The 22450-nt window shown below is 53.2% G+C and carries 25 protein-coding genes; 13 read left to right on the plus strand and 12 right to left on the minus strand.

All coding sequences use genetic code 11. The features are described from left to right. Positions 1-13: 13 nt before the first annotated feature. Both bamC and dapA read right to left on the minus strand, forming a co-directional pair. Positions 14-1066: an outer membrane protein assembly factor BamC gene (gene bamC, locus SGR01S_RS18825; protein WP_037424458.1), complete on the minus strand. Its 1053-nt coding sequence runs from the start codon at positions 1064-1066 to the stop codon at positions 14-16. A gap of 16 nt (positions 1067-1082) precedes the next feature. Next, positions 1083-1964: a 4-hydroxy-tetrahydrodipicolinate synthase gene (dapA, locus tag SGR01S_RS18830; protein WP_061808270.1), complete on the minus strand. Its 882-nt coding sequence runs from the start codon at positions 1962-1964 to the stop codon at positions 1083-1085. 110 nt (positions 1965-2074) lie between these two features. Here dapA and SGR01S_RS18835 point away from each other — a divergent pair, with 110 nt between their 5' ends. Next, positions 2075-2680, plus strand: a complete 606-nt coding sequence (locus SGR01S_RS18835) for a glycine cleavage system transcriptional repressor (protein ID WP_200876003.1) — start codon at positions 2075-2077, stop codon at positions 2678-2680. A 2-nt stretch (positions 2681-2682) separates the two neighbouring features. After that, entirely contained in the window at positions 2683-3147 is a 465-nt protein-coding gene (bcp, locus tag SGR01S_RS18840; RefSeq protein WP_037424462.1) for a thioredoxin-dependent thiol peroxidase, read from the plus strand. A gap of 49 nt (positions 3148-3196) precedes the next feature. Here the strand turns inward: bcp and SGR01S_RS18845 are convergent, their stop codons facing one another. Next, positions 3197-4267, minus strand: a complete 1071-nt coding sequence (locus tag SGR01S_RS18845; RefSeq protein WP_037424464.1) for an AI-2E family transporter — start codon at positions 4265-4267, stop codon at positions 3197-3199. 581 nt (positions 4268-4848) lie between these two features. On the opposite strand from SGR01S_RS18845, the gene SGR01S_RS18850 reads away from it, so the two are divergent. Then, positions 4849-5277, plus strand: a complete 429-nt coding sequence (locus SGR01S_RS18850; protein WP_061808271.1) for a TOBE domain-containing protein — start codon at positions 4849-4851, stop codon at positions 5275-5277. Positions 5278-5322: 45 nt separating this feature from the next. On the opposite strand, the gene SGR01S_RS18855 is transcribed toward SGR01S_RS18850, so the two are convergent. Beyond that, a complete protein-coding gene (locus SGR01S_RS18855; protein ID WP_037424468.1) occupies positions 5323-5940 on the minus strand; it encodes a LysE family translocator in 618 nt (205 codons plus the stop codon). Between the two features lie 194 nt (positions 5941-6134). Here SGR01S_RS18855 and SGR01S_RS18860 point away from each other — a divergent pair, with 194 nt between their 5' ends. Next, positions 6135-6590, plus strand: coding sequence for an Lrp/AsnC family transcriptional regulator (locus SGR01S_RS18860; protein WP_037424470.1), 456 nt, complete (start codon positions 6135-6137; stop codon positions 6588-6590). Positions 6591-6619: 29 nt separating this feature from the next. After that, positions 6620-6826 (plus strand): DUF2767 family protein, encoded by a 207-nt coding sequence (locus tag SGR01S_RS18865; RefSeq protein WP_061808272.1) that lies wholly within the window; start codon positions 6620-6622, stop codon positions 6824-6826. A 146-nt stretch (positions 6827-6972) separates the two neighbouring features. Here SGR01S_RS18865 and SGR01S_RS18870 read toward each other — a convergent pair whose 3' ends face one another. Together SGR01S_RS18870 and SGR01S_RS18875 are read right to left on the minus strand one after the other, a co-directional pair. Beyond that, positions 6973-8181, minus strand: coding sequence for an NAD(P)/FAD-dependent oxidoreductase (locus tag SGR01S_RS18870; RefSeq protein WP_037424473.1), 1209 nt, complete (start codon positions 8179-8181; stop codon positions 6973-6975). 158 nt (positions 8182-8339) lie between these two features. After that, positions 8340-8882, minus strand: coding sequence for an RrF2 family transcriptional regulator (locus tag SGR01S_RS18875; protein WP_037424475.1), 543 nt, complete (start codon positions 8880-8882; stop codon positions 8340-8342). 369 nt (positions 8883-9251) lie between these two features. On the opposite strand from SGR01S_RS18875, the gene bepA reads away from it, so the two are divergent. Beyond that, on the plus strand, positions 9252-10721 hold the full coding sequence (gene bepA, locus SGR01S_RS18880) for a beta-barrel assembly-enhancing protease (protein WP_037424477.1): 1470 nt from the start codon (positions 9252-9254) through the stop codon (positions 10719-10721). 20 nt (positions 10722-10741) lie between these two features. After that, complete coding sequence (gene arsC / locus SGR01S_RS18885) at positions 10742-11095, plus strand: arsenate reductase (glutaredoxin) (RefSeq protein WP_037424479.1); 354 nt, start codon at positions 10742-10744, stop codon at positions 11093-11095. 51 nt (positions 11096-11146) lie between these two features. Here the strand turns inward: arsC and hda are convergent, their stop codons facing one another. Next, positions 11147-11848: a DnaA inactivator Hda gene (gene hda, locus SGR01S_RS18890; protein WP_037424480.1), complete on the minus strand. Its 702-nt coding sequence runs from the start codon at positions 11846-11848 to the stop codon at positions 11147-11149. Between hda and SGR01S_RS18895 the strand changes: the two genes are divergently transcribed. From SGR01S_RS18895 to SGR01S_RS18905, 3 genes are read left to right on the plus strand one after another with little or no spacing between them, the layout of a single operon-like run. Then, on the plus strand, positions 11818-12021 hold the full coding sequence (locus SGR01S_RS18895; RefSeq protein WP_130381657.1) for a hypothetical protein: 204 nt from the start codon (positions 11818-11820) through the stop codon (positions 12019-12021). The genes hda and SGR01S_RS18895 overlap by 31 nt on opposite strands. 55 nt (positions 12022-12076) lie before the next feature. Next, positions 12077-12586 carry a hypothetical protein gene (locus SGR01S_RS18900; RefSeq protein ID WP_037424482.1) on the plus strand — a complete coding sequence of 170 codons (510 nt, stop codon included), beginning with the start codon at positions 12077-12079 and terminating at the stop codon, positions 12584-12586. Between the two features lie 29 nt (positions 12587-12615). Continuing rightward, positions 12616-12864 carry a GlsB/YeaQ/YmgE family stress response membrane protein gene (locus SGR01S_RS18905; RefSeq protein WP_004941647.1) on the plus strand — a complete coding sequence of 83 codons (249 nt, stop codon included), beginning with the start codon at positions 12616-12618 and terminating at the stop codon, positions 12862-12864. Between the two features lie 49 nt (positions 12865-12913). Here the strand turns inward: SGR01S_RS18905 and uraA are convergent, their stop codons facing one another. Both uraA and upp read right to left on the minus strand, forming a co-directional pair. After that, positions 12914-14206, minus strand: a complete 1293-nt coding sequence (uraA, locus tag SGR01S_RS18910) for a uracil permease (RefSeq protein ID WP_061808273.1) — start codon at positions 14204-14206, stop codon at positions 12914-12916. A gap of 64 nt (positions 14207-14270) precedes the next feature. Continuing rightward, positions 14271-14897, minus strand: coding sequence for a uracil phosphoribosyltransferase (gene upp / locus SGR01S_RS18915; RefSeq protein WP_020828072.1), 627 nt, complete (start codon positions 14895-14897; stop codon positions 14271-14273). A 255-nt stretch (positions 14898-15152) separates the two neighbouring features. On the opposite strand from upp, the gene purM reads away from it, so the two are divergent. From purM to speG, 3 genes are all read left to right on the plus strand, one after another. Beyond that, complete coding sequence (gene purM, locus SGR01S_RS18920; RefSeq protein WP_037424486.1) at positions 15153-16190, plus strand: phosphoribosylformylglycinamidine cyclo-ligase; 1038 nt, start codon at positions 15153-15155, stop codon at positions 16188-16190. Next, positions 16190-16828: a phosphoribosylglycinamide formyltransferase gene (purN, locus tag SGR01S_RS18925; protein ID WP_061808274.1), complete on the plus strand. Its 639-nt coding sequence runs from the start codon at positions 16190-16192 to the stop codon at positions 16826-16828. The genes purM and purN overlap by 1 nt, the downstream gene beginning before the upstream one ends. A 134-nt stretch (positions 16829-16962) precedes the next feature. Further along, positions 16963-17517 carry a spermidine N1-acetyltransferase gene (speG, locus tag SGR01S_RS18930; protein ID WP_037424490.1) on the plus strand — a complete coding sequence of 185 codons (555 nt, stop codon included), beginning with the start codon at positions 16963-16965 and terminating at the stop codon, positions 17515-17517. Positions 17518-17604: 87 nt separating this feature from the next. On the opposite strand, the gene pstB is transcribed toward speG, so the two are convergent. From pstB to SGR01S_RS18945, 3 genes are read right to left on the minus strand one after another with little or no spacing between them, the layout of a single operon-like run. Then, on the minus strand, positions 17605-18417 hold the full coding sequence (gene pstB, locus SGR01S_RS18935; RefSeq protein ID WP_037424494.1) for a phosphate ABC transporter ATP-binding protein PstB: 813 nt from the start codon (positions 18415-18417) through the stop codon (positions 17605-17607). A gap of 28 nt (positions 18418-18445) precedes the next feature. Beyond that, the gene (pstA, locus tag SGR01S_RS18940) at positions 18446-20098 is read right to left on the minus strand and encodes a phosphate ABC transporter permease PstA (RefSeq protein ID WP_061808275.1); all 1653 of its coding nucleotides are present in this window, start codon (positions 20096-20098) and stop codon (positions 18446-18448) included. Then, entirely contained in the window at positions 20095-22269 is a 2175-nt protein-coding gene (locus tag SGR01S_RS18945; protein ID WP_061808276.1) for an ABC transporter permease subunit, read from the minus strand. The genes pstA and SGR01S_RS18945 overlap by 4 nt, the downstream gene beginning before the upstream one ends. Positions 22270-22450: the final 181 nt, after the last annotated feature.

Raw genomic sequence — 22450 nt, forward strand, 5'->3', positions numbered from 1 at the left:
AGCCCCTTTTCAGTTATTTAACGCTGGTTTTGCTGAATGCTGACTGGAATGCCGCAACCAACCCGTCGTTTTGCGACTGGGTCAACGGCTTACCTTTAGGATCGATAAATTGCAGGCTGGTACGGTTGTTCAAATCCCCTACCTGCAGTTTGTAATCACCTTCTTTCAGTTCAGGATCCTTGGCGCCCAACGCATCCCAATCGCTACCGCTCAGGGATTTGTAAGTCACAGCGACGGTGCCTTGCGGACGGCTGCGGTCACCCACTTTCATCCCCAGTTTTTCCAACGCTGCCGGCAGGCGATCCCACACCACAGTGTACGGACCACGCACGACCAACATTGGCAGACCGGTATCATCCGCCGCGCTCTGCACGTCCAGCGCACCGAAACGGTTGGCAGACTGGCTGCTCGCCAGGTTGTCTTGTTTGTCCAGGCCTTCAACGATGGTGTTCATCATCATACCGTTGTAGCGCTGCACTTCAGACGGGTCGGTAACCTGCTCGGTTTTACCCTGCTGTTGCAGGCCGACGGTTTTAACCACCAGCGCCTGCTGATAACCCTGCTGCTGCACGCTGATCTGGTAGCGGCCTTCGTACTGGTTGTCTTCATCCAGACGGTTCCACTTCACCCAGTCAGTAGTCAGGGTCTGAGTAGCGTCCTGGCGTGAGGCAATTGCGATATTTTTCGCCTGCAGCATGCTGGTAACGCGTGACCACAGGTTCTGGTTTTGCGGGCTGTTTTCAAGCAGCAGCGTACCGCTGTCACCCGCATATTGCGCGCGTGAACCACTCAACAATGCCAGAGGCTGTACCGGCGGACGAATATCCAGTTGCTTGCCGACACCGCCTTTCAGCGTGGTAGCCGGAACATCATAGTTACCGCTTTGCACCGGCAGGATCATACCCGCAGGGGTGTTCAGAGCCTTAAGCGGTGAAGCGTCGAGATACGCTTCATCGCCGCTGACCTGGCGCTTGTAGCGCTGATCGCTGCTACAGGCAGCCAACATCATAACCAGCGAGATGCCAACGACTTTTGCTACCGTCGACTTTTGCAATGAATAAACCATCAAATTTCCCTTAGAGTTACAGCAAACCGGCGCTTTTCAGTGCGCGTTCCACTACCGGACGGGCAGCGTCGGTCAACGGCGTCATAGGCAGACGCATCGTATCGGTTGCCATCAATCCCAATGCCTTGCAGGCCCATTTCACCGGAATTGGGTTTGCTTCTACAAACAAATCCTGATGCAACGGCATCAAGCGCTGATTTAAACGGCGTGCTTGGGCAAAGTCGCCCTGCGCTGCCAGCGCGCAAAGTTGCGCCATTTCACGCGCCGCCACGTTGGCCGTCACGGAAATCACCCCTTTGCCGCCCAGTTGCATGAAATCCAGACCGCTGGCGTCATCGCCGCTCAGCAAAATGAAATCTTCATCATCAACCAGCACTTGGATCTGACTTACACGACTTAAGTTCCCTGTTGCCTCTTTAACAGCAACAATATTCTTAATTTTTGCTAAACGCGCAATCACCGGCGGCAGCATGTCACACCCGGTGCGTGAAGGCACGTTATAGAGGATTTGCGGCAGTGCGGTGCTTTCGGCAATCGCCTTGAAGTGCTGGTACAGCCCTTCCTGAGTCGGTTTATTGTAGTAAGGCGTGACCGTCAAGCAACCCACTACGCCGCTATTTTCGAAGCGCTGGGTCAGCGAAATGGCTTCAGCGGTGGCGTTGGCACCGGTACCGGCGATCACCGGAATACGGCCTGCGGCCAGTTCCAGCGTCTGCAATACCACGTCGACGTGCTCGTCATGGGCAAGCGTTGCAGACTCGCCGGTAGTCCCTACGGAAACGATGGCCGCAGTTCCACTGGCTACATGATAATCAATCAATTTTTTTAGGCTCGCGCGATCGACAGCACCTGTGTCGTCCATCGGCGTAACCAGTGCAACTATACTTCCCGTAAACATTGGCCGTCCCCTCCACAAACAAGTCACTCATGGTACTTTTGCTGCCTATCCAAAAGCAAGCAAACAACGGTGTTGTAAGCGCTTGGCAGGCGGTTTTTTTTATGTTTACCATGGTAACCCCATTGTGCACGACAGGAAGCTCCATTTTGCCTAAGCCAGATGAACACTATCTCGTGATTACCGCGCTCGGTACCGACCGCCCCGGGATCGTCAATGCCATCACCCGCCACGTCAGCAGTTGCGGATGCAATATCGAAGATAGCCGTCTGGCCATGTTGGGTGAGGAATTCACTTTCATCATGCTGCTTTCCGGCAGTTGGAACGCCATTACCCTGATTGAGTCCACCTTGCCGCAAAAAGGCGCAGAACTGGACCTGCTCATTGTTATGAAGCGGACCAACTCACACGAAAGGCCGCCAATGCCGGCCACAGTATGGGTACAGGTTGAAGTAAAAGACTCCCCGCACCTCATCGAGCGCTTTACCGATCTGTTCGACTCCAGCCAGATGAACATTGCCGAATTGGTGTCTCGCACCCAACCCGCAGAAGGTGACCTGCCGCCACAGCTGTATATCCAGATCACAGCACACAGTCCCGGCAATCAAGATGCATCAAATATTGAGCAAGCCTTTCATCGCCTATGTACAGAATTGAAAGCACAAGGCAGTATTAGCGTTGTGAACTATCCACAGCATGATGAGAAAGATGGAGAGTAGTTATGAGCCCATTGAAAGCCGGTGACACAGCGCCGAACTTTAGTTTGCCTGACCAGGACGGTGAGGAAATTAACTTAGCCGACTTCCAGGGACAGCGAGTGCTTGTTTATTTTTATCCCAAGGCGATGACGCCGGGCTGTACCGTACAGGCCTGCGGTTTGCGGGATAACATGGATGACTTGAAAAAAGCCGGTGTCGAAGTGCTTGGCATCAGCACGGATAAACCAGAAAAGCTGTCGCGTTTTGCCGAGAAAGAGTTGTTAAATTTCACCCTGCTATCCGATGAGGATCACCAGGTCGCAGAGCAGTTTGGCGTTTGGGGTGAGAAAACCTTCATGGGGAAAACCTATGATGGCATTCACCGCATCAGCTTCTTGCTCGACACTAAAGGTAAGGTTGAAAAAGTGTTTGATGATTTCAAGACCACCAATCATCACGATATCGTTCTGAGCTACCTGCAGCAATAATTCTCACGAAGCGCAGCGGCCTGCTGCGCTTCGTTATTTCGCTTCTCGCTTATTCTTGTTCCGTTTCCACCCGAAGTTCATCCGGCCAAGCGTGAATGACAGCCTTCACTAACGTCGCCAGTGGGATAGCAAAGAACACGCCCCAAAAACCCCACAACCCACCGAAAATGATCACCGACAGAATGATCACCAACGGATGCAGATTGACCGCTTCGGAGAACAAAATTGGCACCAACAGGTTGCCATCCAGTCCCTGTACCACAAGATAAGCGACGATCAGCGTCCAGAAATCGGCGCCGATGCCCCATTGGAACATTGCCACCACCACCACGGGAATGGTCACCAGCACGGCACCGATATACGGGATCAGCACAGAGAACCCCACTAATACCGCCAGCAGCAGCGAATAGCGCATGTCCAGAATCACGAACACCAGGTACGTCGCGACGCCGACAATCACCATCTCCAGCACTTTGCCGCGAATATAATTGGTGATCTGCTGATTCATTTCGAGCCATACCTGCCCGGCTAACCCACGATTACGCGGCAAGACGCGGCGTACAGCGTTGAGCATCTGCTCTTTGTCCTTCAGCAGGAAGAACATCATCATCGGTACCAAGATCAGGTAAATTGCCAGCGTCAGCAACCCTACCAACGAAGCCAGTGAGAATTTCACTACCGACTCCCCCATACCCGACAGACGCCCACGCAGGTTCTCCGCCATCATATCGATGATACCGGCATCCACCAGCGCCGGATAACGCTTCGGTAACGTCGCAGCAAAGTTATAGAACTGATTGAGCATCCCCGGTAAATCAGTCATCAGGTTGATACCTTGCTGCCAGGCCGTCGGCGCTACCACAAATACCAGCAACATCGCGATACCGGCAAACATGATCATGACCATGCTCGCCGCCCAGTTACGCGAACAACCAATGCGCTGTAGCCGGGCCGTCGGCCACTCCAACAAGTAAGCCAGCACAATGGCCACCAGCAGCGGGGTCAAAATACCGTGCAAAAAATAGAGAATGAGGAACCCGGCGACCAGGATCACCAACAGCGCGATGGCCTGCGGATCGGTAAAGCGGCGGCGGTACCACTGTAATAACATCTCCAGCATCAGAGAGTGCTCCTAGAGGATTGACTGGCAGGCATTGCGATTCCTGGGTTGGGTATTTTTATGAAGTGAATTGGGTATACGTTTGGGCACACCAAAACTCAACGTGCTCGTCTTACATCGATATCTGCTTGATGGGATGTGTCATTTGAAGAACGCCAAACCTATAACAGATGCCATGAAAATACGAGAGCACAAGGCAAGCGTATGGTTGTACCATGACAGGCGCTTCTCATCCAATGATGGCTGTCGTCCGTGCCAAAACAGACTCACCTACGTCCACTCAGCAGGCACTAAGGTCAACCATGAAGAAAGCATTAATCATCATAATAGCCGTTGTCGCCACAGTCTTTATTTTCAAAAAGGATATTTACGCCTTCTATCTTAAACAGATTGAATTTCAAAGCGTCAAATAGCTAAACCCCAGCTGCGCGTTACAGAAACTTAGTATGCTGAGATAAGACGTAGCGCCACATAAATTGGCTGAATAATGAGGTAACATAAGAACCCTTTGCCGTTGGCCGCAAGGCAAAAAAACCACTCTGTATGCAAACGCCATCATCCTGCCTGATCAAGGAGAGTTTATGTCAGTATCTGCTCGTAACCAATTATCCGGAGTCGTATCCGCAGTTGCCAAAGGTGCCGTCAACGATGAAGTGGAAATCACCCTGCCGGGCGGGGAGAAATTGGTCGCTATTGTGACTGTCCAAAGCCAGCAATCTCTTGGCCTGGTGACCGGTAAAGAAGCGGTAGCGTTGATCAAGGCGCCTTGGGTGATTTTAGCGTCCGAGGATTGCGGCCTGCGTTTTTCTGCCCGTAATCAATTTACCGGAACCGTCAGCGCCGTAGAGCAAGGTGCGGTCAACAGTACTGTGCACATCAAAACTGACGCCGGTTTCACGCTGACATCGGTGATCACCAATGAAAGTCTGCAGGAAATGGCATTGAAAAACGGCTCACGATTGATCGCGTTAATCAAAGCCTCTTCAGTACTGCTTGCTGTCAGAGCGTAATTCCTCTCGACAGATCCGCCGCCTGCCTGGCGGCGGTCTCATACCTCACTTGAGTGCTTGTTCAGCTAACAACGCCAATGCAATAATTACCATCGCTACGCCAGAGATACGACTGACCATTCGAGCCGCTTGCGGACGCGTCTGCAATACCGATTGTGAGCCAAAACCCACCAACAAATATACCAATCCACAACTGACCAAATGCAGCAAACCCAGCGCGAGGATCTGCATGGGGATTGACCAAACGGCATGGGGATCGGTGAACTGCGGCAACAGAGCCAGAAATAGCAGAAAAACCTTGGGATTCATGCCACTCACGCAAACCCCTTTGCCTGCCCAACGCATCCATGAGCCAGAGTTTTGTTTCTCACCACGGTCAGGCACAGACGGATGAAGCAGCATGTTAACGCCAATCCACAGCAGGTAAGCCGCACCCACGATAGTGAGCCCAGTCAAGATTAACGGGTTGCCAGCAACCAATACCCCCACACCCGCCGCAACAATTAAAATGGCCAGCAAATGTCCAAACAGCAATCCGGCGACAGCAGGCACCACCACACGGCCTCGAATCCCTGCCGATATGACATACGCCCAGTCCACGCCCGGTGTGATAACAAACAAAATTGAGACGGCCCAAAATGCAGCGAAAATAGCGAACGTCATAGTGGCGTGCTCCCTTGTCGAGGTTGCTCTGTCATGCGTATTTCCACTTGCTGTTCCTCATTCTGTGGACGTATGCGTCACGTAAAAATCGCGCAGTCCGGGCCGTTTAATTATTGGAAAGAATATCTGTAAGGCGTTAAAATGTGTTGCCAATTACTTGCTTTAAAATGGTTAAATTGGGGAGATTTTTCCAAATGGATAAGATAGATCGCAAGATTCTTGCCGAACTACAGACAGATGGACGTCAATCAGTCACAGAGCTTGCAGAACGGATCGGGCTCAGCGTTTCACCCTGTCATCGCCGGGTGCGCGCACTGGAAGAGTCTGGCGTGATCCGCGGTTACCGCGCCCAACTTGATCCGGGCAGCCTGGGCTTTAACTTTTCTGCGCTGGTTTTCGTCACCATGCGGGAAGGGGACCGCCATGCTGTCGCGGCCTTTGAGGACGCAATGGTCGATATTCCACAGGTGGTACAGGCACAAAGGTTGTTTGGTGATCCTGACTACCTGCTGCATGTTATTTCCCGAGATCTACCGGCTTTCCAGCAGTTATATGACGAAAAGCTTTCCGCCCTGCCCGGCGTTCAGCGCCTCAGTTCTACTTTGGTGATGAAAACCGTCGTGCCTGAGCGCTCTTTTCTGCCGTTGTAGATTGAAATAAAACTTAAGAGGAAACAGTTATGAGCAGTGGTTTTGAAGATTCCAAAGCCTTATACATCGGCATTTGCACGGTGGTAGGTGATGCATTCCTGACGTTAGCCAATCAAGAGCATGAAATCCAAAAGGCGGACGTGATTAATGAGCTAAAAATAGCCATTACCCGAGAAGGCCGTGATGTCGGTCTGGATGAGGCGCGAGAATTGGCGGTTGAGTGGCTGGAACGATAGTTTGCCGTATGTTGTGACGAGAACATAGGCAACAACAGCATAGTCTGAATGACCAGGGCAACAGTTCCACTACAGGCAGGCCAAGATAGGCTCGCCCTGTCACCCTGGTATTAAAAAATGGGAGCATCTTCGCCCCCGCAGACAACTTAAGGCACTATCACAAAGTCCGGATTAGCAATGGCAAACAACGCATCACGATCCAGTGCCGGCGGATAGATCCACTGGGTGTTGATTTCCTGTTTGATCTTTTTGCCCTCTTCACGCGTGAAGCGTACCTGACGATCCCAGCCTTCGGTGTAGAGTGCTCCCCAAGGCCCCAGATCCAGACAGGTCACATACTTCGGTTGGCTGTAAGGGTGCACCAGTAACCCCACCAATTCCGCAGCAGCATTGTGCCCGGCAACACGCCCCAGGCTCATCGCATGCTGGCAGGTCATAAGGTTATGATTGCCCAATTCATCGGTCGCTGCCTTAACCGTATCCCCAGTAACAAAAACACCATCCACAGCAGGCGCATGCAGGAATGCATCACCAACAATACGCCCTGCGCTGTCTCGCTCTCCTGGGATTTGTGCAACTAATGGGTGCGCCCGTACGCCAGCGGCCAATACCACCGTGTGAGTTGCGATGCGCTCACCGCTCGACAGCGTTACGCTACCTGCGTCGATCGCCGTAACGCGCGTTCCTGCCCGTGATTCAACGCCGCATTCGTCCAATGCTTGTCGGATCACGACGCCTGGCTCAGCCCCCATTCCAGCACCCACTTGTTCCGCGGTATCAACAATCACAACACGGATATTTGCTTCATTGCCCAGAATGGCACGCAAACGCACCGGCATTTCTGCTGCACTTTCTAGCCCGGTTAGCCCACCGCCCACCACCACCACGGTGTTTCGCGCCGAGGTTTCTGGTTGATCTACCAACGCCTTTAAATGGGCATCCAGCCGTTGCGCACTTTCCAGTGTATCGACATTGAATCCATACTCGGCAAAACCGGCAACCGGGGGAACAAACAACTGGCTACCGGTCGCCAGCACCAAACGGTCATAAACCAGTTGGTGTTTTTGCCCTTCGGCACTCACGACCTGCAATGTCTTGTTTTCGCTGTCGATATGCTCAACCAACCCGGCAAAATGGCGAACGCCAATTGCCGCAAGCTGCGCAGAGATATCAGGACTCATGTTTTCCAACACTGCTTCATACAATCTTGGGCGGATGGTGACATTCGGGGTCGGCGAAACCATCGTCACTTCGACGGCCCCTTCTTTACCGGCAAGCGACACCGCCCGCATGGCGGAAACTGCGGCCCAAAATCCAGCAAAACCAGAACCGGCGATCACTATTTTCTGCGTCATGGAATGACTCCTTCATACACGTTTTATCGGGTTGTTGAATTGCCCGTACTATTTTCCAGGCGAGTTGGGCCGTTCCGCCGCCTGTCAAAAGGGTGCAGAAGGGCTACCGCCTGTGGCACACAGGCGGGAAAAAAAGAATCAGAGGAAATACTGAGACGTTATTGAGGCTTTGTGCGAGCTGGCTTGCCGCTACGCGTCGTTCGCTCACTCATGCGTTCATCAATCCAGATGTCGATCTCACCAAAGAACCCTTCTGGTGCCTTGCGTCCGAAGCGAGCGGCAACGGCCCCCAACGTTTGCACTGCAAGTGCATCACGCATCGCCTTTTCGGCCTGTAGCATCACTGCGTGGATCGCACACTTGCCGGATACCGCCCAGTCTGGTGGACTGTCGTCAAACACCGCACAACGACCGCGCACCTCCTGACAATCAAACAACGGTTTATGCCCTTCAATCGCGTCAATGATCTCCAGAAAAGTGATGTCATCCGCAGGGCGAGCAAGTCGATATCCGCCGCGCACGCCTTCACTCGCAGCGACGATCCCTGCCTTCTCCAGCTTCGGAAAAATTTTGGCAAGGAAACTGGGTGAAATCCCCTGCAGTTCGGCAAGATCGCGGCTGCTAAGGGCACGCTGATTTTCGCCAACCAGCCAAAGTAAACAATGGATGCCATATTCAACGCTGGTAGTGATGTAAGCCATGTTGGTTTGAGCTGCTCGTATGAATTCAATAACACAGACTATATTAGTCCACGTTTTTCCTGTCAATTAAAACACGGACAAAGTTAGTCTTTGTTTTATTAAACCCACAGAGCGACGTAAATTCGCAGATAACACCTGGGAGGTTCAGAAATGAAAAATAAAGCATTTCTGCTCGATTATTGCCGTGCAGACGTTTCCTTGTCGCTTTCGGCTGACTATGATGTTATCTGCCGACAGGCCGCCATAACGCATGCATTTTTGTGAGCTAACACGCTTTCGCACTGATTGTTCTGGTGAGTCCGGTATGTAAGAAGAACTCTTCGGTAATGCTGACGTCTTAGAAATGACTCTTTAAGGGAAGGCCTGACTATGACCACCCGGTTGACCAAAACAGCGATTGCAGTACTGTTGCTTGGCACTCTCAACGCCACAGCGATGGCGCCGGTACAGGCGGAAACTCAGGATCAACTGCCGGATATGGGCACTTCTGCGGGCGGCACCCTGAGCATTGGCCAAGAAATGGCGATGGGAGATTTCTACGTGCGTCAGCTTCGCGCCAGCGCACCGCTGATCAACGACCCACTGCTGACCCAATATATTAACCAGTTGGGTAACCGACTGGTGGCGAGCGCCTATTCGGTGCGTACACCCTTTCATTTCTATCTGGTACGTAACGACGAAATCAACGCCTTTGCCTTCTTTGGCGGCAACGTCGTGTTGCACTCCGCCCTGTTCCGTGAAACCGACAATGAAAGCCAGTTAGCGTCAGTTTTGGCGCATGAAATCTCACACGTTACCCAGCGTCACCTTGCGCGAGCAATGGAAGACCAACAGCGCAACGCCCCACTGACCTGGGTCGGTGCCCTTGGCTCCATCTTACTGGCAATGGCCAACCCGACCATGGGGATGGCGGCGCTGAGCGGCACTTTGGCCGGTACACAACAGGGTATGATCAGCTTTACCCAATCAAATGAGCAAGAAGCTGACCGTATCGGCATTCAGGTGCTGCAACGCGCCGGTTTTGATCCAGAAGCCATGCCCGACTTCCTGCAGAAACTGTCTGACCAGTCGCGTTACGCCTCAAAACCGCCAGAAATGCTGCTGACCCACCCATTGCCCGACAGTCGCCTGTCCGACGCACGCAACCGTGCCAACCAAATGCCCAAACATTTGGTGCAGTCCACACAGGATTACCTGATGGCCAAGGTACGCTCACTGGGCATGTACAGCTCGGAGGGTTACGGCCTAAATGAAGATCTGCTCAATACCTACAGCAAAGGCAATATTCGTGAACAGACAGCAGCCAAATATGGCCGCGCGATTCTGTTCTATGAGGCAAAAAAATATGATGATGCCCGTAACATCATTCAGCCGCTGCTGACGCAAGATCCAAAAAACGTCTGGCTGCTCGACCTGATGACCGACATCGATCTCGGCCAGAAACGTGCACCGCAGGCCATCGCCCGCCTGCAGGCGGCCAATGCAGCGCAAAGTAATAACCCTGTGCTGCAACTCAACCTTGCCAATGCCTATGTTGAGGGCAACCAGCCGGCTCAGGCATCCAAAATTCTTAACCGTTATACCTTCGCCCACCCGGACGACCCTAATGCCTGGGATCTGCTTGCTCAGGCCAGCGCCGCGCAGGGGTTGCGCGATGAAGAACTGTCCGCCCGTGCTGAAAGCCTGGCGCTGACCGGCCGCCTTGATCAGGCTATCGGCTTGCTCAGTAACGCCAGTTCGCTGCAAAAACTCGGCAGCCTGAAACAGGCGCGTTATGATGCGCGTATCGACCAATTACGTCAGTTGCAAGAGCGTTTCCGCCAGTACCAACGCAGCTGATTTTGAAAAGGATGAGTTCAATGAAAAACGTTACGATTTACCACAACCCTCGCTGCTCCAAGAGCCGTGAAACCTTGGCACTGCTGGAACAACAAGGTGTAACACCTGAAGTAGTACTGTATCTGGAGACACCACCGTCGGTGGCCCAGCTAAAAAAACTGCTTAAGGAGCTGGGTTTCACCTCGGCACGCGATCTGATGCGTAAGAAAGAAGACGTGTACAAGGAATTGAAACTGGCAGATGAAAGCCTGAGTGAAGATCAGCTGTTAGCCGCCATGGTAGCGAATCCGAAACTGATCGAGCGTCCTATTGTGGTCAACGGCAATAAAGCGCGTATTGGTAGACCGCCGGAGCAGGTGCTGGAAATTCTGTAAGCAGGATAGTGGGCACAGCATACGGTGCCCTATTTAACTCAATAGAACCTGTTAAAGCCCCAGGATCTCTTTCACAAACGGGATGGTCAGCTTACGCTGTGCAGTGATCGAGGCATGATCGAGCTGATCCAATGTCATAAACAGTGTCCGCATCTCACGATCCAACCGTTTCAGCAGAAAACGGCCCACGTCTTCCGGCAGTTCAAAGCCGCGCAGTTTGCCACGCAATTGCAGAGCCAGCAGTTTCTCTTCATCCGACAGCGGCTGTAACTTGTAGATCTGGCCCCAGTCTAACCGCGAAGCCAAATCAGGCAGATGGAGATTCAATTGCCGTGGCGGGCGATCGCCAGTGATAAACAGACGCGTACGTCCGGTTTCCAGAATGCGGTTATAGAGATTGAAGATGGCCATTTCCCACTCTTCGTCACCCGCGATACATTCGATATTATCGATGCACACCAAAGCCAGCTGCTCCATGCCATCCAAAACTTCCGGCACGAAATAAGCACGCTTATCCAACGGCACATAGCCCACGGCTTCGCCGCGTTGTGAAAGCTCCGCACAGGCTGCATGTAACAGGTGACTACGCCCACCACCCTCGCGTGACCAGAAATAGATATAGCTGCCATGTTCCTGACGAACGGCTGACTGGATCGCGGCTAATAGGGATGGGTTCTCCCCCGGATAAAAACTGGCAAAAGTTTCATCATCGGGAAGATAAAGTGGCAGTGAAAGCTGTGCCGGCGTATTCAGAAAAGCACCTCAACCAAAACTGGCAGGAAAACGCGGTAAGTCTACCACAGAAAACAGGCTCTGTTGAATCGGCAGGATTTTATGCCGTAATAGTGAACAACAACCCCGACAAAGCCACGCTAACAGCGATTCTGACCAGTCAGAATTTGTACTTTATCCATGAGTTATCCTAGTATAGTGAGGCGAAATGCAATCGCCATTAATAAGATTTCTACAAGGATATGGACAATGAAAGTATGGAATAAAGTGCTTTTGGCCTCAATCATTGGGCTATTGCTTGCCGGCTGTGATGATTCATCCAAAGTCGACGCCAATCTTGAAAAAGCCAAAGACAGCGCAGAGCAGATGAAAGACGCCGCACAGAAAAAAGCGGACGATCTGACCGATAAAGCTGCTGCAGTGGCCAAGGACATCAAGAAAGAAGCTACCACGCAAGCGGACCAGCTTAAAGACAAGGCCGCTGCGATTAAAGACGACGCCGCCAAGCAGGCAGATGCCATCACCAATGATGCAAAAGCCAAGGCTGACGCACTCAAAGAAGATGCCAGCAAACAAAGCCAGCAGTTGGTCGATCAGGCTAAAACCATTAAGAACGATGCAATTAATGGCGCCAACGATTTGACCGAGCAGGCCAAAGCGAAAACCGAAGCAATCAAAAACAGCGCTGAAAATAAAGCGGAAGACTTAAAACGTGATGCCGACTCTGCAGAACAAACGCAACCGGCTACACAGCAGTAACGCCTGACATCACAAGAAAGGAGCAACAAATGGGGATTATTTCCTGGATTATCTTCGGCCTTATCGCGGGCATTTTAGCCAAGTGGATTATGCCAGGTAAAGACGGTGGTGGTTTTATTCTGACCGTCGTATTAGGGATCGTCGGCGCTGTGGTAGGGGGCTATATCAGCACCTTCTTCGGCTACGGCAAAGTTGACGGTTTCAACTTCGGCAGCTTCGTGGTGGCCGTAATCGGCGCTATCGTTGTGCTGTTTGTTTACCGTAAAATCCGCAGCTAATTTCTTGCGTATTAACAAAACGGGCAGCCTAGTGGCTGCCCGTTTTCTATTATGACTTCCGTTCAGCCGGTTCGTCCGGCGCGTCGATCACATCCTCTTCCTTGCGGTACAGGCTGATGACCTTGAACAACAAGCTCAGACCAATACCCACAATGGTCGCCAATGCCATGCCTTTCAGCTCGGCGGCACCAATATGCACCTTGGCACCGCTGACGCCGATAATCAGGATCACCGAGGTCAGGATCAAATTCTGTGCCTTGTTATAGTCCACCTTGGACTCAATCAATACGCGAATACCAGATGCCCCAATCACCCCGTACAGCAGCAAAGATACCCCGCCCATGACCGGTACCGGAACAGCCTGAATGGCTGCCGCCAACTTGCCCACGCAGGAAAGCAAGATAGCCAGAATCGCGGCGCCACCAATCACCCAGGTGCTATAGACTTTGGTAATCGCCATCACACCAATATTCTCACCGTAGGTAGTGTTTGGCGTTGACCCGAAGAAACCTGAGATTACCGTCGAAATGCCATTGGCAAACATAGAACGGTGCAAGCCAGGATCGCGGATCAAATCTTTCTTCACGATATTGGCCGTTACAACCAAGTGACCAACGTGCTCAGCAATCACCACCAACGCCGCAGGCAGGATGGTAAAGATAGCAAACCACTCAAACCGCGGAGTATAGAACGTTGGCAGTGCGAACCAATGCGCTTCGCGGATCGGGGTCAAATCAACCACGCCCATAAAGAACGACAACGCATACCCCACCAGCACGCCAATCAAGATTGGGATAATCGCCAGAAAACCGCGGAACAGCACGGAGCCCAGGATTGTCACGCCAAGCGTCACCAAAGAAATTGTTATCGTAGTTGTGTCAGCACTGACGCCATCGGCTGGCAGCAAGCCTGCCATATTGGCTGCCACACCCGCCAGCTCCAACCCAATGACCGCGACAATCGCCCCCATCGCCGCTGGCGGGAAAATCACATCCAGCCAGCCAGTTCCGGCTTTTTTAACGATCAGCGCCACCAGGCAGAACAATACCCCGCACATGATGAAGCCACCCAGCGCGACCTCATAGCCCAGCGGCAACAGCAGCAAAACCGGGGAAATGAATGCGAAGCTAGAACCGAGATACGCTGGGATCTTACCCTTACAGATAAACAGATACAGCAGCGTGCCGACGCCGTTAAACAGCAGCACCGTCGCCGGGTTGATTTTGAACAGGATAGGCACCAACACGGTAGCACCAAACATGGCGAACAGGTGTTGGAAGCTGAGCGGAATAGTCTGGAGTAGCGGCGGGCGTTCGCTCACGCCGATGACGCGACGGGTCATGGATGTTTTTCCTCTGGTTATAATTTTATGCAAAAAAAAGCCGACTCATCAGTCGGCTAAATTTTTATTTGGTACCAAATATCTTGTCGCCCGCGTCACCCAAGCCCGGCACGATGTAGCCTTTCTCGTTCAGGCACTGATCGATAGAGGCAGTGTACAGCTCAACGTCCGGGTGTGCTTTCTCCAGCGCGGCAATACCTTCCGGCGCGGCAACCAATACCAGCACCTTGATGCTGTTACAGCCGGCTTTCTTCAGCAAATCAATGGTCGCGATCATCGAGCCACCGGTCGCCAGCATTGGATCAACCACCAGCGCCAAACGCTCTTCGATATTGGAAACCAGCTTTTGGAAATACGGTACCGGCTCCAGAGTTTCCTCGTCACGGTAAACACCAACCACGCTGATACGCGCACTTGGGACGTTTTCCAACACCCCTTCCATCATACCCAGACCGGCACGAAGGATAGGCACAACGGTAATTTTTTTCCCTTTAATCTGATCTATTTCAACCGGACCACACCAGCCATCGATGGTCACCTTCTCTGTTTCCAGATCGGCGGTCGCTTCATAGGTCAGCAAACTACCGACTTCCGAAGCCAACTCACGGAAGCGTTTGGTGCTGATGTCATTTTCACGCATCAGGCCAAGCTTGTGTTTCACCAGCGGGTGTTTCACCTCAACGATCTTCATCATTTTTCTCCTATTAAGGTGGTTGACGGCCAAAAAAATCGCCGGATTATACCTCCTTTTGCCGACAGCGCCACCCACAATAGCCCGATCGGGATCAACAAAAGATTGAATAACAGTATAGATGACGAAAAAGCGGAGCTGCTTCACAAGCCACTCGCAAACGTTTGCCTGCGCTGTTAGAATTGCCGCGCCTTATTCCGGAATCAATGCCGGAAGCACAGTTTTCAAATCGCAAACCGTCGTGGGGATCGCGCAGTGACCGACAAAACCTCTCTCAGCTATAAAGACGCAGGTGTCGATATCGATGCTGGCAATGCATTGGTAGACCGCATCAAAGGTGTAGTTAAACAGACCCGCCGCCCGGAAGTCATGGGTGGTCTGGGCGGTTTTGGCGCCTTGTGTGCGTTGCCGCAGAAATACCGCGAGCCAATACTGGTTTCCGGTACCGACGGCGTAGGCACCAAGCTGCGTCTGGCGATGGACCTGAAACGACACGACACCATCGGCATCGATCTGGTCGCAATGTGTGTGAACGACTTGGTAGTACAGGGCGCTGAGCCGCTGTTCTTCCTGGATTACTTTGCCACCGGCAAACTAGACGTGGACACCGCGGCCAGCGTGATCACCGGCATCGCCGAGGGCTGTAAGCAGTCCGGTTGTGCGCTGGTGGGGGGTGAAACCGCCGAAATGCCTGGCATGTACCACGGTGAAGATTACGACGTTGCCGGCTTCTGCGTTGGCGTGGTCGAAAAATCCGAAATTATCGATGGCAGCAAAGTGCAGTCTGGCGATGCTCTGATTGCCCTTGGCGCTTCCGGCCCACACTCCAACGGCTACTCGCTGGTGCGCAAAATTCTGGAAGTCAGCAACACCGACCCAACCACCACCGATCTGGACGGCAAACCGCTGGCTGACCACCTGCTGGCACCGACCAAGATTTATGTGAAATCCGTGCTGGAACTGATCGAGAAAATTGACGTGCACGCTATCGCCCACCTGACCGGTGGCGGTTTCTGGGAAAACATCCCGCGCGTGCTGCCAGAAGGCATGCAGGCAGTGATCGACGAATCAAGCTGGCAATGGCCGGCAGTATTTAACTGGTTGCAGCAAACCGGCAATGTGAGTCGTCACGAAATGTACCGCACCTTTAACTGTGGCGTGGGTATGGTGATTGCACTGCCAGAAGCGTCCGTTGAATCTGCTATCGCCTTGTTGACCGCAGCCGGTGAAAAAGCCTGGAAGATTGGTAAACTGACCGCTTCTTCTGACGAACAACAAGTGGTCATCAACTGATGAAAAAGATCGTGGTGTTAGTCTCTGGCCAGGGGAGCAATCTCCAGGTACTGATTGACGCCTGCCAGCAGGGCCGGATTGCCGCCGACATCGTGGCGGTATTCAGCAACCGGGCGCAGGCTTATGGCCTGCAACGCGCAGAAGCAGCAGGTATTGCCGCCCATGCGCTGGATGCTAAAGCTTTTGCCGACCGTGTGGCGTTCGACGCCGCATTGGCGGAGGCTATCGACCAATACCAGCCTGATCTGGTGGTGCTGGCCGGTTATATGCGCATTCTCAGCCCACAGTTCGTGCAACACTATGCCGGACGCATGCTGAACATCCACCCTTCTCTGCTGCCTAAATACCCGGGATTGCATACCCATCGACAAGCTATCGACAACGGTGACAGCGAACACGGCACCTCAGTGCATTTCGTTACCGAACAGCTCGATGGCGGCCCGGTGATCCTGCAAGCCAAAGTGCCAATCTTCCCCGGGGACGAGGAAGATGAGGTGGTTGAACGGGTGCAAGCTCAGGAACACACTATTTACCCGCTGGTGGTAAATTGGTTTGTCGAAGGTCGGTTAGCGATGCGTGATGGCGCTGCCTGGCTGGATGGCGAACGCCTTCCCGAGCAAGGGCATGCAGCGGACTAAAGTGCAAAACCGAACGTTTTCTAAACGGCGCCTCTAACGGCGCCGTTTTTTTTCGCAGCATCAGCACCGCCAGCGCTATACTTGCCGACAATATAAGGCACTATTTCCTACAATAACGACATTAAGGAATCCCCATGTCCAGCTCTACCAACGTCAAACTACGCCCACTGGAACGGGATGATTTGACGTTTGTCCACCAGATGGACAACAACGCCAGCGTGATGCGCTATTGGTTCGAAGAACCCTACGAAGCCTTCGTTGAGCTTTCCGATCTGTACGACAAGCACATCCACGATCAAAGCGAACGCCGCTTTATTATCGAACACCAGGGTGCCAAAGTCGGTCTGGTAGAGCTAGTGGAGATCGATCACATCCACCGCCGCGCGGAATTCCAGATCATTATTGATCCGACTCATCAGGGCAAAGGTTACGCTACTATCGCCGCCAAGCTGGCAATGGACTACGGCTTCTCAGTACTGAACCTATACAAGCTGTATCTGATCGTCGACAAAGAGAACCCGAAAGCGATCCACATTTACAGCAAGCTGGGCTTTGAAGTCGAGGGTGAGCTGATTGATGAGTTCTTCGTTAACGGCGAATACCGCACCGTGCTGCGCATGTGCATCTTCCAGCCGCAGTATCTGGCAAAGTTCAAAACCGCTGCCAGCGATAAGCCTCTGGTGAAGTGATATGACATAAAGAAACCCGCGAAAGCGGGTTTTTTATATATTGGCATCTGAATTGTACTTCACCGTCAGGAAGGGATGAAAATGCCCTTAACCATAGCGCCCGGTAATATAATCCTCGGTACGCCGCTGGCGCGGTGAGGTGAAGATGTCGTCGGTGTCGTTGTACTCTACCAGTCGGCCCTGGTGAATAAACGCCGTGTAGTCAGATACCCGCGCCGCCTGCTGCATATTGTGCGTCACCAACACCACGCTATAGTGCTGTTTCAGCGCGGAAATCAGCTCTTCGATAGTCAGGGTCGAGATCGGATCCAGCGCCGAGGTTGGCTCATCGAGCAGCAACACCTCAGGTTCAATGGCTATCGCCCGTGCAATCACCAATCTCTGCTGTTGACCGCTGGAAAGACGGAATGCGTTCTCACGCAGTCGGTCTTTTACCTCATGCCACAGCGCCGCAGCACGCAACGAACGTTCTACCGCTTCATCAAGAATGCGTCTATCGCGCACGCCCTGTAGACGCAAACCGTAAACCACATTTTCATAAATCGACTTCGGGAACGGATTCGGCCGCTGGAACACCATCCCCACTCGGCGTCTTAACGCCGCAACGTCGATTTGCGATCCGTAAATAACCTGACCGTTAAGCTGCAAGTCGCCCTCGATTCGGCAATTATCCACCAAATCATTCATGCGATTGAAGCAGCGTAATAGCGTTGATTTACCGCAACCCGATGGGCCAATCAGCGCCGTCACACGGTGTTTTGGAATACGCAGAGAAATATCATGCAGCACCTGTTTTTCACCATAGAACAGGTTGAGATCCTTTACCGCCAACGCGGTATGTTCATCATCAAGATGCTGGACATCCAGCCGGGGCAAACTGCCTGGCGTCATCAAACCCATTACGCACTCCCCAAGAATAACGTCATTATTACTGCGACCATGCTCTGTACCGCTCCCTCAGCGAGTGTCGGATCCCCATCGCCGCCAAATTCAACCCTACCACAATCACCACCAGCAGGAAGGCGGTAGCGAACACCAAGGGGCGGGCCGCTTCCACACTTGGACTTTGGAAAGCCATATCGTAAATTTGGAAGCTCAGGTGCATAAACTTCCGCTCCAGATGCAGATACGGGAAAATATCATCCACCGGTAGCACAGGTACGGATTTCACCACGCCAACCAACATCAGTGGTGCAGTCTCTCCCGCTGCGCGCGCAACCGCCAGGATCAAGCCCGTCATCATTGCTGGCGCAGCCATTGGCAAAACAATGCGCCACAGCGTTTCAGCCCGGCTGGCGCCCAGCGCCAACGAGCCTTGACGCAGTGAAGCAGGAATGCGGGACAGCCCCTCTTCAGTGGCGACGATCACCACCGGCAACGTCAGCAACGCCAATGTCAAAGCCGCCCATAATACGCCTGGCGTACCAAAGGTTGGGTTAGGCAGCGACTCCGGGAAGAAAAGCTGATCAATCGTGCCACCAATCATATAGACGAAGAAGCCGAGACCGAACACGCCGTAGACAATCGACGGCACACCGGCCAGGTTAACGACCGCGATACGTATCAGGCGCGTCAGCACATTATTCCCGGCGTATTCGTGCAGATAGACGGCGGCGATCACACCAAACGGCATCACGACGATCGACATCAGAATCACCATCAGCACCGTGCCGAAAATGGCCGGGAACACCCCTCCTTCGGTGTTGGCTTCACGCGGGCTATCGCTGAGGAACTTCTTCACCTGCTCGCCCCAGTGCACCAACTTTTGCGTGGTATTCATCGCATTGGGATACCAGGCATCGCGCACCTGACTGAGCGCAATAGTATGGACCTGACCGTGCATATCACGCAGCAGCAGCACATCACGGTGGCGATCGCGGTTCAAACCGTCCAACCGGTCAGACAGCACGCGATACTGACGTTGTAACTCCAATCTTTCGGCGTTAATGGACGCCTGAGCACGCGCGTCCAACTGCTCACTGTGCTGCAAGCTTTTCTCGCGCAGGCGTAACGCGTCAAACCGTTGGTTGATGCGCGCCATATCGCGGAACTGAATGTCATGTGCCTGACGTGAAAGCGCAGCAATTTGTGGCAAACGCTGTAACAGCGCTTGGCTGAGATTACGTCCGGTCAAGGGTTGGCCGTCCTGCAGCATGCCGGCCAAATAGCCATAGGCGGTGCCGTTGCTGTTGCGCTCCAGCACCAGTAAATCACGAGGCGTGCTTTGACGAAGAATATCTCCGGCCAGCAGTGTGCGGAAATCCTGCCCTTCACTCTCGCGATTGCCTACCTTGATCAGATAACGTTCAAAACTCTGCGCATTTCCTGGTGGTAACTCAACGCCAGACTCCAACAGTTGGCGGCGCGGAATGCTCTGTTGTTGGTACAACTCACCGATCATCGTCACCGGGCCGGCAGCGCTTTGATTGAGCTCAAATTGGTAGACAGGACTAGGCCAGAAATAACGCATACCCTGCCCGGCCAACAGCAACATAATACCGATCAACGCCAATAGACTGACCGCGACCGATCCGGCTGTCAGCCAGATCCACGGTGAACCACTCTTCGCCCAACGTCTCATGGCGCCTCCTGGTTCAAGGTATAACGTTCACGTAAACGCAGACGGATAGCTTCCGCCAGCGTGTTGAAGACAAAAGTGAAAATGAAGAGTACCAGTGCAGTCAGGAACAGCACGCGATAGTGGCTGCTACCAGCAACCGCCTCCGGCATTTCGATGGCGATATTGGCAGCCAAAGCCCGTAAGCCCTGGAACAGACTGCCGTCGATAACCGGTGTATTTCCGGTCGCCATCAGCACGATCATGGTTTCGCCTACGGCCCGACCAAAACCAATCATCAGCGCTGAGAAAATCCCGGCGCTAGCCGAAGGTAAAACCACCCGCATCACGGTTTGCCATTGAGTCGCCCCCAAGGCCAAAGACCCCTGACTCAAGGTTGCCGGCACACTGAACAAGGCATCTTCCGCCAGAGAGAAGATAATCGGTACCAGCGCAAAACCCATCGCCACGCCGACCACCAGCGTATTACGCTGGTCATAATCATCACCCAGCCAAAAATGCAGCGGTTCACCGAACAGTTTTACTTCCAGCCAAGGCCCAAGGCTAAACGCCAACCAAACGGTGAGTGCTATCAGCGGCAACAGGATCAGCAGATCAAAACCAGGCGGCAGACGACGCGATACCAAGCGGTTCACCAGCGCCCCGCACGCCAGAACGACCACGGCCAGCAACAGCGGCAACGACAAGACCGCCAGCAAATAATGCTCAATCACGGGCGCCAGCCAAATACCGGCCACCAGCCCGATCACCACCGTCGGTAAGGCGCCCATGACCTCAATCGCCGGTTTGATCACCCGCCGCAGTCCGGCAGACATGAAATAGGCCGTATAAATCGCCCCGGCTAACGCCAGTGGAATGGCGAACAGCATGGCGTAGGCCGCGGCTTTGAATGTACCGAAAATGACCGGAATCAGGCTAAATTTGGCCTGATAACTGTCCTCACCGGAGGTTGACTGCCAAACATAAGCCGGTTCGGGGTAATTTTCATACCACACCTTGTGCCACAGTGAGCGCCAGGTGACATCGGGATACGGGTTATCGATCGCATAGTGTTGCCAGCCCTGCGCGGTTTCCAACAGCAGGCCATCACCCCGCGGAGCGAATGCCATCTGCTGTACCCCGGCGCTGAGTCTGCCATTCAGCAATGGCTGCGGTTGAATACTGGAGAACAACGAAAAACCACCGTCAGGCCTCAGCGTAGCAAACACCCGGCGATAAGGTTCAGCCACCAGCAAATCCTGTGGTTCGGACTGATGGTCGAAATGTTGAACTGGCATCAACTGCCAGCGCTGGTCTTTTTCCACATCAAACCATTCACGCATAACGCCATTTGCCGCCTCGATCAATAACGCACTGCCGCCGGGCAACGCCGTCAGTTGATAAGGGGGATGGTCGCCGAGAATACGGCTTTCTTTTAGCTGCAACTGGGTATCGTTTATTTGATAGCGGGCTAGCCGATTACCTGCCAGCAAGTACAATTGACGACCGTCCGGTGTTAGCACCAGTTGCTGTACCGTGCTGTTAAGCGGGTGTTCACTCAGTTGTGGAGGTTGATCATGGCTAAAACGACCGAACACCAAACGGCGATCGATGGTGATCCCGGCCAGCAAATACTGTCCATGCCGTGCCTCGGACAGCGTCAACAAGGTCAACGGCTGCCCCTGCTTGTCCAGTGTAAGCGGCCGTTGCCCAAGCGGGAACAGCCACTGCGGTAACGACGTACCGGCGGCAGCAAAATCCGCGCTGGCGACAATAAACCGGCCGTCGGCCTGCGCCAAAGCGAACAGATCGCGCTCGCCGGCCGCCTGGGTCAACAACGCCGGTTTGCTCAGCAAGGATTGTTGCGTCAACGGCGTACCTGCCTTTGTACCTTCTTGTGAGGTTAAGGTGTAAAACTGCCCCACACCCTGTTCATCAATGCGATAACCGATGCGCTGTTGTACATCCATACCCAGCGCCAGCGCCGGTGCCGCAGCACTGATCGGCAACGGCTTTGCCTGGCCCATCGCCGCCGGTTTAAACAGGGGGAGTACGGCAAACAACAGGTAAACGAAGATCAGCATCAACGTCATCAGCACCAGCAACCCGCTGACGGTGACCGCCGCCTGCACGCTACGGTCGATGCGCGCTCGCAGGCGATCCCGGGGATGTTGGTTTACCGTAGTCTGTGCCATGTCTCTCGCTATCGCTGATGTAAGCAGGCTTGCGCCATAGAATAACCGGGCATCTTATGTCAGTTTTATGACGTTTGCATGACAAAGTTACCCGGAGCTTTCAGCGAACTTTACGCTGCAATACTGCATCATTAATCACATATGTTGCTGAAAAATGATGGCAATACCGATCATATCCATA

Origin of the sequence: Serratia grimesii NBRC 13537 (assembly GCF_001590905.1) — a bacterium.
Taxonomy (GTDB): Bacteria; Pseudomonadota; Gammaproteobacteria; order Enterobacterales; family Enterobacteriaceae; genus Serratia; species Serratia grimesii.